This is a genomic window from Pseudomonas sp. TMW22090 (assembly GCF_022496665.1).
GTDB classification, from domain to species: Bacteria; Pseudomonadota; Gammaproteobacteria; order Pseudomonadales; family Pseudomonadaceae; genus Aquipseudomonas; species Aquipseudomonas gregormendelii.
Window position 1 is genome coordinate 376105 of sequence record NZ_SCFH01000002.1, and the last position, 12648, is coordinate 388752.

Annotated in this window: 12 protein-coding genes; 3 read left to right on the forward strand and 9 right to left on the reverse strand. The window is 60.2% G+C overall.

Annotation, left to right across the window (positions count from 1 at the left end; genetic code table 11):
- Positions 1-163: 163 nt before the first annotated feature.
- From thrC to ffh, 9 genes are all read right to left on the reverse strand, one after another.
- Positions 164-1573, reverse strand: coding sequence for a threonine synthase (thrC, locus tag EQV97_RS07790; RefSeq protein WP_122837642.1), 1410 nt, complete (start codon positions 1571-1573; stop codon positions 164-166).
- A gap of 66 nt (positions 1574-1639) precedes the next feature.
- Positions 1640-2944: a homoserine dehydrogenase gene (locus tag EQV97_RS07795; protein ID WP_092281511.1), complete on the reverse strand. Its 1305-nt coding sequence runs from the start codon at positions 2942-2944 to the stop codon at positions 1640-1642.
- Between the two features lie 133 nt (positions 2945-3077).
- Positions 3078-3809, reverse strand: a complete 732-nt coding sequence (gene dsbC, locus EQV97_RS07800; protein WP_122837641.1) for a bifunctional protein-disulfide isomerase/oxidoreductase DsbC — start codon at positions 3807-3809, stop codon at positions 3078-3080.
- A gap of 255 nt (positions 3810-4064) precedes the next feature.
- Positions 4065-4961, reverse strand: a complete 897-nt coding sequence (gene xerD, locus EQV97_RS07805; protein WP_122837640.1) for a site-specific tyrosine recombinase XerD — start codon at positions 4959-4961, stop codon at positions 4065-4067.
- A gap of 197 nt (positions 4962-5158) precedes the next feature.
- Positions 5159-5509 (reverse strand): 50S ribosomal protein L19, encoded by a 351-nt coding sequence (gene rplS / locus EQV97_RS07810; protein WP_003175895.1) that lies wholly within the window; start codon positions 5507-5509, stop codon positions 5159-5161.
- A gap of 45 nt (positions 5510-5554) precedes the next feature.
- Positions 5555-6328 (reverse strand): tRNA (guanosine(37)-N1)-methyltransferase TrmD, encoded by a 774-nt coding sequence (trmD, locus tag EQV97_RS07815; protein WP_154503229.1) that lies wholly within the window; start codon positions 6326-6328, stop codon positions 5555-5557.
- Positions 6310-6846, reverse strand: coding sequence for a ribosome maturation factor RimM (rimM, locus tag EQV97_RS07820; RefSeq protein ID WP_008014731.1), 537 nt, complete (start codon positions 6844-6846; stop codon positions 6310-6312). The genes trmD and rimM overlap by 19 nt, the downstream gene beginning before the upstream one ends.
- A gap of 5 nt (positions 6847-6851) precedes the next feature.
- Entirely contained in the window at positions 6852-7103 is a 252-nt protein-coding gene (gene rpsP, locus EQV97_RS07825) for a 30S ribosomal protein S16 (RefSeq protein ID WP_045059142.1), read from the reverse strand.
- Between the two features lie 249 nt (positions 7104-7352).
- Positions 7353-8729, reverse strand: a complete 1377-nt coding sequence (ffh, locus tag EQV97_RS07830) for a signal recognition particle protein (RefSeq protein WP_007897558.1) — start codon at positions 8727-8729, stop codon at positions 7353-7355.
- 195 nt (positions 8730-8924) lie between these two features.
- Here ffh and ccsA point away from each other — a divergent pair, with 195 nt between their 5' ends.
- From ccsA to EQV97_RS07845, 3 genes are all read left to right on the forward strand, one after another.
- Positions 8925-9737, forward strand: coding sequence for a cytochrome c biogenesis protein CcsA (gene ccsA / locus EQV97_RS07835; RefSeq protein ID WP_045059143.1), 813 nt, complete (start codon positions 8925-8927; stop codon positions 9735-9737).
- A 12-nt stretch (positions 9738-9749) separates the two neighbouring features.
- On the forward strand, positions 9750-10994 hold the full coding sequence (locus EQV97_RS07840; protein WP_122837639.1) for a transporter associated domain-containing protein: 1245 nt from the start codon (positions 9750-9752) through the stop codon (positions 10992-10994).
- A gap of 258 nt (positions 10995-11252) precedes the next feature.
- Positions 11253-12569, forward strand: coding sequence for an MFS transporter (locus tag EQV97_RS07845; RefSeq protein WP_122837638.1), 1317 nt, complete (start codon positions 11253-11255; stop codon positions 12567-12569).
- The last annotated feature ends 79 nt before the right edge of the window (positions 12570-12648 follow it).

The following is a 12648-nucleotide window of genomic DNA, read 5'->3' on the forward strand; positions in this document are numbered from 1 at the left end:
GACCATCGGCCTCAGAAGAAAGTTCTGAATGGTATCCGCAGGGACGTCGACGCCTCTGGTAGTTGAAGCATGCATGACGAAGATGACAGGAAAAAAACAGCGGCGCGCTGCATGAACGAAAAAGCCCGTCAGAAGACGGGCTTTTCAGTTCGAGGCTTTGGGCCTACAGCGGTTTACCGCGATTCCCATGCTGGCTGACGAACGCCTGGACGGCTTTCAGGTCATTGGGCAGCACGGTGCAGCGCTCATCGCGCTCGAACAGGTCGGTCAGGTGCACTGGCAGTTCCAGGGCCTTGCCGACGCCGGCCTTCAGCACCGCATCCGGGAACTTGACCGGGTGCGCGGTGCCCAGGATCACCATCGGGATGTCCAGGCTGCGACGGCACTCGCGGGCGGCCTTGACGCCGATCGCGGTGTGGGGGTCGAGCAACTCGCCAGTCTGTTCGTAGACTTCGGCAATGGTTTCGCAGGTTTGCGCGTCGTCCACGGCCAGGGAGTCGAACAGCTTGCGCGCTTCGGTCCAGCGTTCCTCTTCGACGCTGAAACCGCCACCTTGCTTGAAACTGTCCATCAGCCCGGCAATCGCCGCACCGTTACGACCGTGCAAGTCAAACAGCAGGCGTTCGAAGTTCGACGACACCATGATGTCCATCGACGGCGACAGCGTGGCGTGCAGGGTTTCCTTGACGTACTGGTTGCCGCTCATGAAGCGGTGCAGGATGTCGTTGCGGTTGGTGGCGACGATCAACTGGTTGATCGGCAGGCCCATGTTGCGCGCCAGGTAGCCGGCGAAGATGTCGCCGAAATTACCGGTAGGCACCGAGAACGATACCGAGCGGGCCGGCCCGCCCAACTGCAGGGACGCGTGGAAGTAGTAAACGATCTGGGCCATGATCCGCGCCCAGTTGATCGAATTCACCGCCACCAGGCGAGTGCCTTTGAGGAAGCTCTGGTCAGCGAAGCTGGCCTTGACCATTTCCTGGCAGTCGTCGAAGTTGCCTTCGATGGCGATGTTGTGGATGTTCTCGCCGAAGATGGTGGTCATCTGCCGACGCTGCACTTCGGACACGCGGTTGTGCGGGTGCAAGATGAAGATGTCGACGTTTTCGCAGTGCTTGCAGCCTTCGATGGCGGCCGAGCCGGTGTCGCCGGAAGTTGCACCGACGATCACCACGCGCTCCCCGCGTTTTTCCAGCACGTAGTCGAGCAGACGCCCGAGCAGCTGCAGGGCAAAGTCCTTGAACGCCAGGGTCGGGCCATGGAACAGTTCCAGGACCCACTCGTTGCCGTTCAGCTGACGCAGCGGCGCGACGGCGCTGTGCGAAAACACGCCGTAGGTTTCTTCCAGGATCTTCTTGAAATCCGCATCGGGAATGCTCCCGGTCACGAACGGGCGCATCACCCGGAAAGCCAGTTCGTGATACGGCAGGCCGGCCCAGGACGCGATTTCTTCCTGGGTGAAACGTGGCAGGTTTTCCGGGACGTACAGACCGCCGTCGGTGGCGAGACCGGCCAGCAGGACATCTTCGAAATTCAGGGCCGGTGCCTGGCCGCGGGTACTGATATAACGCATGACTGGCTCCAATAGACAGTGTTCGCAAACCCGGGCCCGCACGCGAGCCCGGTGAACGATAACGGCTTAGTTCAGGTGCTCGACGCGGATCCGTACCACCGGACCGACCACGCCCGCCAGGGCTTCCAGGGCGGCGATGGCATCATTCATGTGCTGTTCCAGCACACGGTGAGTCAGCAGGATCATCGGCACCAGGCCGTCATGCTCTTCGACTTCTTTCTGCATGATCGATTCGATGTTGATGCCGCGCTCCGACAGGATGCTCGCCACCTGGGCCAGTACGCCCGGGTGGTCCTTGGCTTGAATCCGCAGGTAGTAGGCACTTTCGCAAGCTTCGATCGGCAGGATCGGGTGGGCCGACAGCGAGTCGGGCTGGAAGGCCAGGTGCGGCACACGATTCTCCGGGTCGGAGGTCATGGCGCGAACCACGTCTACCAGGTCGGCGATCACCGACGAGGCAGTCGGCTCCATGCCGGCACCAGCGCCATAGAACAGAGTCGAACCGGCAGCATCACCGTTGACCATCACAGCGTTCATCACACCATTGACGTTGGCGATCAGGCGATCGGCCGGAATCAGCGTCGGGTGCACGCGCAACTCGATACCCGCTGCAGTGCTGCGGGCGACACCCAGGTGCTTGATGCGATAGCCCAGCGCTTCGGCGTAGTTCACGTCAGCGGTGGTCAGCTTGGTGATGCCTTCGGTGTAGGCCTTGTCGAATTGCAGCGGAATGCCGAATGCGATGGAGGCCAGGATCGTCAGCTTGTGGGCTGCATCGATGCCTTCGACGTCGAAAGTCGGATCGGCTTCGGCGTAACCCAGTGCCTGCGCCTCGGCGAGCACGTCTTCGAAGGTGCGACCCTTCTCGCGCATTTCCGTGAGAATGAAGTTGCCAGTGCCATTGATGATACCGGCGACCCAATTGATGCGGTTGGCCGAGAGGCCTTCACGGATCGCCTTGATCACCGGGATGCCACCGGCCACTGCTGCTTCGAACGCCACGATCACGCCTTTCTCGCGTGCCTTGGCGAAGATTTCGTTACCGTGAACGGCAATCAGTGCCTTGTTCGCGGTGACCACATGCTTGCCATTCTCGATGGCCTTGAGTACCAGCTCGCGGGCAACGGTATAGCCGCCCATCAGCTCTATGACGATGTCGATCTCAGGGTTCGTGGCCACTTCGAAGACATCGTTGGTAATCGCAATACCGGTCGTTTGGAACTGAGGCTTTGGCGTGCGCATGGCAATTTGTGCCACTTCGATCCCACGCCCGGCACGACGAGCAATTTCCTCGGCGTTGCGCTGAAGTACGTTGAAGGTACCGCCACCGACGGTTCCTAACCCACAGATGCCTACTTTGACCGGTTTCACTGTGAACTCCCCATAAAACGGCCGACGCAAGGCCGGCCGTGAAAACAACCGCATGCTCGCGGTTCTCTATTAATGGCCCGGCGCAACTGCCGCCGGACCATGATCGTCAAAGGCTGACCGTGACGATGCGAATCTACTTCGCGCCCAGCGCCAGTTTGGCGACTTGTGGCGCAGGCTGGTAGCCCGGAATGACCTGGCCATCAGCCAAAACGATAGCCGGTGTACCGTTCACGCCAATCGACTGACCGAGCGCGAATTGCTTGGAAACCGGGTTCTCGCACTTGGCGGCCTTGATTTCCTTACCGTCGGCCATCTTGTCCATGGCCGCTTTCTTGTCCTTGGAGCACCAGACCGCCTGCAGCTGTTCGTCGCCCGGCGAGCCCAGGCCCTGGCGCGGGAACGCGACATAACGCACTTCGATGCCACGCTTGTTCAGCTCAGGCACTTCGGCGTGCAGCTTGTGGCAGTACGGGCAGGTGGTGTCGGTAAATACGGTGATGTGCGACTTGGTTTCGCCAATGGCCGGGTAGACCACGGTTTCAGCGACCGGAATGGCATTGACCAGCTTGGAAACGCCCAGGCGCTCGGTTTTCTCGGTCAGGTTGACCGGCTTGCCGTCCTTGAGCTGGAACATGTAGCCCTGAACCACGTACTGGCCATCGGCGCTGGCATAGAGCACCCGGCTGCCTTGCAACCTGACTTCGTACAGGCCTGCCAGGGGGCTGGCGGAGATGCTTTCTACCGGAACCTCAAGCTGGAGGTTCTCCAGGCTTTTACGAATGGCTTTGTCGGCCGCGTCATCGGCGACGGCAAAGGTGCTGACCAACGCAATGGCTGCGGCGGCGAAAATCTGGGTCAGACGCATGAGAACTCCTGAAGGCGGACAAATGGGACGATCAGAACGCCCGTGCCAAGGCACCGGGTCACAACCGCCCACCGTGCAAACCGGCAAAGCCTACCACATAAGGCTCGTGGGGCCGAATGCGCCTGACGCAAGACATTGCTGGGCCCTGTAGGAGCGAGCTTGCTCGCGATGGTCGTTAACGATAACGCATGCTCTCTCGTTCAACGCGGTGCTATTGAGACCATCGCGAGCAAGCTCGCTCCTACAGGATTTGCGTCAACCTCTGGGATGATGTTTGGCGTGCAGGTCCTGCAGGCGGGCACGGGCGACGTGGGTGTAAATCTGGGTGGTCGACAGGTCGCTGTGGCCGAGCAACATCTGCACCACCCGCAGGTCAGCGCCGTGGTTGAGCAGGTGCGTAGCAAACGCGTGGCGCAGGGTGTGCGGCGACAGCGACTTGCCGATACCCGCCACCTTCGCCTGGTGCTTGATGCGATGCCAGAACGTCTGGCGGGTCATCTGCTCACCGCGCAGGCTGGGAAACAGCACATCACTGGGACGCCCGCCGAGCAACTCGCTTCGAGCGTCGCGCATGTAGCGCTCGACCCAGACAATCGCCTCCTCCCCCATCGGCACCAGCCGCTCCTTGCTGCCCTTGCCCATCACCCGCAGCACGCCCTGGCGCAGGTTGACCTGCTCCAGGGTCAGGCTGATCAGCTCCGTTACCCGCAGGCCACAGGCATACAACACCTCGAGCATGGCGCGGTCGCGCTGGCCGATGGCTTCGCTCAGGTCCGGCGCCTTCAGCAGCGCCTCGACGTCGGCCTCTGACAAGGATTTGGGCAATGGCCTGCCGAGTTGCGGCATGTCGATACGCAAGGTCGGGTCGACTGCGATCAACTTTTCCCGCAGCAGATAGCGATAAAAGCCACGCACTCCCGAGAGGAAACGCGCCGTGGACCGTGGCTTGTAGTTTTGCTCCAGGCGCCAGGCCAGGTGGTCGAGGATCAACTCGCGGCCGGCGTTGATTAACTCCAGGCCCTTCTCCTGCAGCCAGCCGTTGAACAAGGCCAGGTCACTGCGATACGCATCGCGCGTGTTGTCCGACAGGCCTTTCTCCAGCCACAACGCGTCGAGGAATTGGTCTATCAATGGATGTTCGATGGCGGGCATAAAAGCTCAGGTGACAGATAAACTGTCGGTAAGTCTTTCATAGACTGCTGGGGGTTTATAGAACCTGATGTCAACGCGCTGTCTGGTCGATCGATTCGCGTGCCAAGCCGGATCGCCGCATCTAACGCGCCCACCAGTAAATCGCAGGCAACAAAAAAGCAGCCCGCAGGCTGCTTTTTTTGCATCGGAAGCTGGACTTAAGCCAGTTTTTCCTTGATGCGAGCTGCTTTACCGGACAGGTCACGCAGGTAGTACAGCTTGGCTTTACGTACGTCACCGCGACGTTTAACGGCCATGCTGTCGATTTGCGGGCTGTAGGTCTGGAAAGTACGCTCTACGCCAACACCGTTGGAGATTTTACGAACGGTGAAAGCACTGTTTACGCCGCGGTTACGCTTGGCGATAACAACACCTTCGAACGCTTGCAGACGCGAACGGTCGCCTTCCTTCACTTTCACCTGAACGACAATGGTGTCGCCCGGGGCAAAGGTAGGGATCTCTTTGGTCATCTGCTCTGCTTCGAGTGCAAGGATGATTTTGTTAGTCATGCTGTGCTCCTAAGGTAAATCAACGGACTTACCATCGATACGTTGTTAACTATCGTCCCGCTCGCGGATGTATTCCTCGAGCAGCTTCTTCTCTTCTCCAGAAAGCGAGCGGCTTTCCAGAAGATCGGCGCGTCGTTCAAAGGTCCTACCAAGGGACTGCTGTAAACGCCAACGCCGGATATGCGCGTGATTGCCACTTAGCAACACGTCGGGAACACGCTGATCCGCATACACCTCAGGTCGGGTGTAGTGCGGGCAATCCAGCAAACCATCCGTAAAGGAATCTTCCTCGGCGGAGTCCGCATGCCCTAAAGCTCCAGGCAGCAGTCGTGTAACCGCATCGATCAGGACCATCGCCGGCAGCTCGCCGCCAGACAGTACATAGTCGCCAATCGACCACTCTTCATCGACATGAGCCTCTATAAAACGCTCGTCAATGCCTTCATAGCGGCCGGCAATCAGGATCAATGCATCCAAATTCGCCAACTCGCGTACCGCCGACTGTGTCAGTTGACGGCCTTGGGGGGACAGGTAAATCACCTTCGCCGCCTCCCCGGCTGCTGCCTTGGCCTGAACCAGAGCATCTTCCAGGGGCTTGATCTTCATCACCATGCCCGGGCCACCGCCAAATGGGCGATCGTCCACAGTGTGATGTCGATCCGTCGTGTAGTCTCGCGGATTCCAACAGGTGAGCTGCAAGAGCCCCTGTTTCACCGCACGACTGGTGATGCCGTACTCGCTGATGGCGGAGAACATCTCGGGAAACAAACTGATCACTTCTACGCGCAAGTTAGCCACGCTTAGAAGTCCGCATCCCATTCCACCTTCATCTCGCCTGCGGCAAGGTCAACGGCCAACACGCATTGCTCCGTATAGGGCAACAGGCGTTCGCGATCGTCCAGGCTGCCAGCGCAAGGCTTGACCACCATTACATCATTGGCGCCGGTTTCCAGAAGATGATCGATCTTCCCGAGCAGTTGCCCCAGTTGATCAATAACCTTCAGACCTTCGAGCTGGTACCAGTAGTACTCGCCGTCGGTCAATTCAGGGAACAGGTTGCGCGGCACACAGATCTCATAACCGGCCAGAAGACGAGCTTCTTCACGGTCATCAAGACCTTTGAGCTTTGCGACCAGGAACTTGTCGTTCCCGCGTCCACTGACCAGCTCAACCTGTTTCACATTGCCTTCACGCTTGAGCGTCCAGGTTTTGTACTGCAACAGGTTTTCAGTCGGATCAGTAAAGGAATACACCTTCACTTCGCCGCGAACGCCATGAACAGAGTAGATCTTGCCGATAACGATCAAATCATCAGCAACAGCAGGCGTCGCGTTCATATTGCTCAGGCCGCAGCCTTAGCCGAGTCCTTCAGCAACTGAGCAACACGCTCAGAAGGCTGTGCACCAACGCTCAGCCAGTAGGCTACGCGCTCTTGGTTCACGGACAGACGGACTTCTTGACCACGAGCAACAGGGTTGAAGAAACCAACCTGTTCCTTGTGCGAACCGTCGCGCGGGTTGCGGCTGTCGGTTACGGTCAAGTGGTAAAACGGGCGCTTTTTGGAGCCGCCAAGGGCAAGACGGATTGTTAGCATGTGAACATCGTTCCTGTAGTCGGTGCTGCAAATCTAAAGGCACAGCGGGCATAGGTGCCCGAAAGGCCGCATATTCTAAGGAATATCCGGACTTTTGCAAATGTCTTTTTCCGGCGGCCTATCGGACGCCATGCAGATTTGCTATAGAGCCGTCGTTTAAAACGGCCAGTCAGCTCCCGCCAAGTGCGGGTTTGCTGTTGATCCCACATCGCTGTGGGCAGCGCAAGGGCAAGCCCTTGCGCAGATTCTTTACATCTTGGGCATGCCGCCGCCGGGCAACATACCGCCCATGCCGCGCATCATTTTGGCCATTCCGCCCTTGGCGGAGAATTTCTTCATCATCTTCTGCATCTGCTTGTGCTGCTTGATCAAGCGACCGATGTCCTGCACCTGGGTGCCGGAACCCATGGCGATCCGGCGCTTGCGCGAACCGCTGATCAGCTCAGGGTCGCGGCGCTCGGCCGGGGTCATGGAATTGATGATGGCTTCCATCTGCTTGAATTGCTTCTCTGCCGCGCCCTGGGCATTGCCCATCTGCGCCAGGTTCACACCGCCGATGTTCGGCAGCTTGTCCATGAGGCCGCCGAGGCCGCCCATGTTCTTCATCTGTTGCAGCTGATCGCGGAAGTCTTCGAGATCGAAGCCCTTGCCCTTCTTCAGCTTCTTGGCCAGCTTGTCGGCCTTGTCCTTGTCGAGGGTCTGTTCGGCCTGCTCGATCAGGCTGAGCACGTCGCCCATGCCAAGGATGCGTGAAGCAATACGCTCGGGGTGGAACGGCTCGAGCGCTTCGCTCTTCTCGCCCATACCGATGAACTTGATCGGCTTGCCGGTGATGGCGCGGACCGACAGTGCGGCACCGCCACGGGCGTCGCCGTCGACCTTGGTCAGGATAACGCCGGTCAGCGGCAATGCGTCGCCGAAGGCCTTGGCCGTATTGGCGGCGTCCTGGCCGGTCATGGCATCGACCACGAACAGGGTTTCTACCGGGTTGATCGCGGCGTGCAGCGCCTTGATCTCGCCCATCATCTCTTCGTCGATGTGCAGGCGACCGGCGGTATCGACGATGACCACATCAATGAACTTGAGCTTTGCTTCTTTAATAGCGGCTTGCGCAATCTCGACCGGCTTCTGGCTCAGGTCGGACGGGAAGAAGGTCACGCCCACTTCGCCGGCAAGCATTTCCAGCTGCTTGATCGCTGCCGGACGGTAAACGTCCGCAGACACGACCATCACCGACTTCTTCTTGCGCTCTTTAAGGAAGCGCGCAAGTTTACCGGCGGTAGTGGTTTTACCTGCACCCTGCAAACCGGCCATCAACACGACAGCAGGCGGCACGGCGCTCAGGTTCAAGTCTTCGTTGGCCGCGCCCATCAGGCTTTCGAGTTCGGCCTGGACGATCTTCACGAACGCCTGGCCCGGGGTCAGGCTGCGTGACACCTCGGTGCCGACGGCACGTTCCTTGACCGAATTGACGAAGTCCTTGACCACCGGCAAGGCCACGTCGGCCTCGAGCAGCGCCATGCGCACTTCACGCAGGGTGTCCTTGATGTTGTCCTCGGTCAGCTTGGCCTTGCCGGTGACATGGCGCAGCGTCTGCGAGAGACGGTCGGTTAAGTTTTCAAACATTGCGCGATCCTTTCAGGCCCTGTGTAGACCGGGATAATGGCGGCCCAGACCGGAATAAACATGTGCTCGGCGAGCCTGCGGCGTGGGCAGGTCGCGGATTATAGCGAAGACTGCGTCTGGCGGACACCTCGCACTTTCGTGTGATGAGGGTTCTATGCCAAACTCAGCGCCTTTCGGGCTTGCCTAACAGGATTTATGCTCCCCTTGTCACCCAGCTTGCTAACTACCCTCGCCGCCGCCTGCCTCTACGCCGCTGCGACCATCTATCAGGGCACTCGCCTGGCGTCCGGCGCCAAGGCGAACAAACGCCTGCTGGTCACGCTCGGTGTTCTGGCCGTACTGGCTCACAGCGCCAGCCTGCTGACCCACCTGTTGACGCCGATCGGCCTGGGCCTGGATTTCTTCAGCGCCGCCAGCCTGATTGCCGCAGCAGTCATTGCCCTGACCCTGCTGGCATGCTCGCGCATCCCGGTGGAGAACCTGCTGATCCTGCTGTTCCCGCTGGGCGCCGCCACGGTGCTGCTCGCGCAATTCGCCCCCGCCGGCACCGTGCAGATCATCGACGAAGCGCCGGGTATCCTGGCGCATATACTCTTGTCGATCCTGGCCTACGGAATGTTCACCATCGCGGTGTTCCAGGCGTTGCTGCTGCTGGTCCAGGACCATCAGCTCAAGCACAAGCACCCTTCCGGCCTGATCAAGAACTTCCCGCCGCTGCAAACCATGGAAAGCCTGCTGTTCGGCTTCCTCTGGGCCGGCTGGACGTTGCTGTCGCTGTCGCTGATTTCCGGCTGGCTGTTCGTCGAGAATCTGTTTGCCCAGCACCTGGTGCACAAAACCCTGCTGGCCTGCCTGGCCTGGATCGTGTTCAGTGTGCTGCTGTGGGGCCGCAATCGCCTCGGCTGGCGCGGACACAAGGCCATCCGCTGGACCCTGGCCGGCTTCTGCCTGCTGATGCTGGCCTACTTCGGCAGCAAGCTGGTTCGTGAATACATTCTGCACATCTGACGGGCGGCAATAATGGACGACTTGCCCATAGGGCCGATGCTCGCAGTGATCGCCCTGCTGATTTTGTGGTCGGGGCTGTTCACCGCCATTGAAGTCGCGCAACAACACCTGCTGGCGCAGCGCACCGCTTCGCGCTCGAGCGACAAGCCCGTGGCCAGGCTGAGCTTCGCGCTCAACAGCCTGATCCTTTGCAACACCTTGTGCCGCGCGCTGGTGATGGTGATCAGCACCCTGCTGGCGATCTTCACCTGGGCCGAGAATGGCCCTTGGGCAGCGTGCCTCGGCGCGGGCGCGATCCTGCTGGTGTTCGCCGAATACCTGCCGCGCACCCTCGCCGTGCGTTATCCAGATGCTGTCCTGAGCCTGGGCAACACCTTGCTCGGCGTGCCATTGAAAATCGTCTACCCCGCCGCCTGGTTGCTCAATGGCCTCAGCCAATTGTTGATGCGCCCATTCGCCCGCAAAGTCAAAGTGGTGCAGCAGAGCGAAGACGAAGCCACCTCGGATCGGCACGAAGACCAGGAACACGCATCCTGCCGCCCGCACGTGCTGGCGGGCATCCATGCGCTGGATAACATCACGGTCAACGACATCCTGGTGCCACGCAGCGATGTCGACGGGATCAACCTCGACGACGATCTCCAGGAGATCATCGAGCAGCTGCGCAACAACCGGCGCACACGCCTGCCGGTGTTCCACAGCGATATCAACCAGGTTGAAGCGGTGCTCAATACCCGGCAGATCCGCCATCTGCTGGCCGATGCCAGCCTGACGATCGAAGCGCTGCTGGCGGCCTGTCACGAGCCCTATTTCGTGCCGGAGAGCACGCCGCTGCAGCTGCAACTGCTGAACTTCCACAAGCAACAGCGACGCTTGGGCATGGTGGTGGACGAATACGGCGAAGTGCTCGGCATTGTCACCCTGGAAGACATCCTCGAAGAGATCGTTGGCGAGTTTGAAAGCCAGCACAGCCTGGACAACCCCCACGTTCATCCACAGCCTGATGGCCGACTGATGATCGAAGGCGCCGCATCGATTCGTGAGCTGAACAAGAGCCTGGGCTGGCACCTGCCCAGCGACGGGCCGAAGACGCTCAACGGCTTGGTGACCGAAGCCCTGGAGACCATTCCGGAGAGCTCGGTATGCCTGAAGATCGGCCGTTATCGGCTGGAGATTCTCGAGACCGAGGATAACCGTGTGACCCAGGTGCTGGTCTGGCACACCAGCTCGGTGCCTGCGGTCGCGCCCGTGCGCTAGATAGCCACAAGATTGCAGCCTTCGGCAGCTCCTGCAGTGGAACGCATTCCAAACGCAGGAGCTGCCGAAGGCTCGGGCCGCGATCGGACGATCTTTTTGCCTCTTGTTGAATCGTTAGCCACCTTCCTATAATCGAGCCGCTTACCCAAGCGCCGCCCTACCCCAGTGCTACCCGCACTTCGCGTTAAACCCACATCCCTGGGTGTTCAACCATAATAATTCGCTCCACTGGGGCACATGACTGTCAGGGATAAACGCATGACAACCAGCACGACTTACAGCGAAACCACGCCAGCACAACCCACCAACTCCGCCACCCGGGTGGCCACGGCGAGCTTTATCGGCACCGCCATCGAGTTCTACGACTTCTACGTCTATGCCACCGCCGCGGCGCTGGTGATCGGCCCGGTATTTTTCCCCCAGACCTCTGGCACTGCGCAAATGCTGTCGGCCTTCCTGACCTTCGGCATCGCCTTCCTGGCCAGGCCCTTGGGCTCGGCGCTGTTCGGCCATTTCGGCGACCGCATCGGGCGCAAATCGACCCTGGTGGCCTCGCTATTGCTGATGGGCGTGTGCACCACGCTGATCGGCGTACTCCCGGGCTACGCCAGCATCGGCGCCTGGGCGCCCATCCTGCTCTGCGTCCTGCGCTTTGGCCAGGGCCTGGGGCTTGGCGGCGAATGGGGCGGCGCAGCACTGCTGGCGACGGAGAACGCGCCCAAAGGCAAGCGAGCCTGGTTCGGCATGTTTCCCCAACTGGGGCCTTCGATCGGCTTCCTCGCTGCCAACGGCCTGTTCCTGACCCTGGCAATGACCCTGAGCGACGAACAGTTCCGCTCGTGGGGCTGGCGTATTCCCTTCCTGCTGAGTGCGGCACTGGTCATGGTGGGCCTGTATGTACGCCTAAAACTCCACGAAACCCCGGTATTTGCCAATGCCATGGCGCGCCAGGAACGGGTGAAAATCCCCCTGGTCGAGCTGTTCAGCCAGTACTGGGCACCGATGTTGCTGGGTGCCGGTTCGATGGTGGTCTGCTACGCGTTGTTCTATATCTCGACCGTGTTCTCGCTGAGCTATGGCGTATCGACACTGGGCTACACCCGCGAAACCTTCCTGGCCCTGCTGTGCTTCGCCGTACTGTTCATGGCAGCCGCGACGCCGCTCTCTGCCTTGGCCAGCGACCGCTACGGGCGTAAACCGGTGTTGATTGTCGGCGGCGTGCTGGCGATTTTGTCGGGGTTTCTGATGGAACCGCTGCTGACCCAGGGTTCGACCTGGGGCGTTGCGCTGTTCCTGTGCATCGAGCTGTTTCTGATGGGCGTAACGTTTGCGCCGATGGGGGCGCTGTTGCCCGAGCTGTTTCCGACCCATGTGCGCTACACCGGCGCGTCGGCGGCCTACAACCTGGGCGGAATCGTCGGAGCCTCGGCAGCGCCGTTCTTCGCGCAGAAGCTGGTGGCGATGGGCGGGCTGAGTTATGTCGGGGGGTATGTGTCGGGGGCGGCGGTGTTAAGCCTGATCGCGGTGCTGTGCTTGAAGGAAACGCGGGATAACGATTTGAATCGAGTGGCCTGACAGGCCGCCATCGCGAGCAAGCTCGCTTCCACAGGATTTCGGGTTGTCCACCAATTGTGTGTACGACCCCAATCCCATG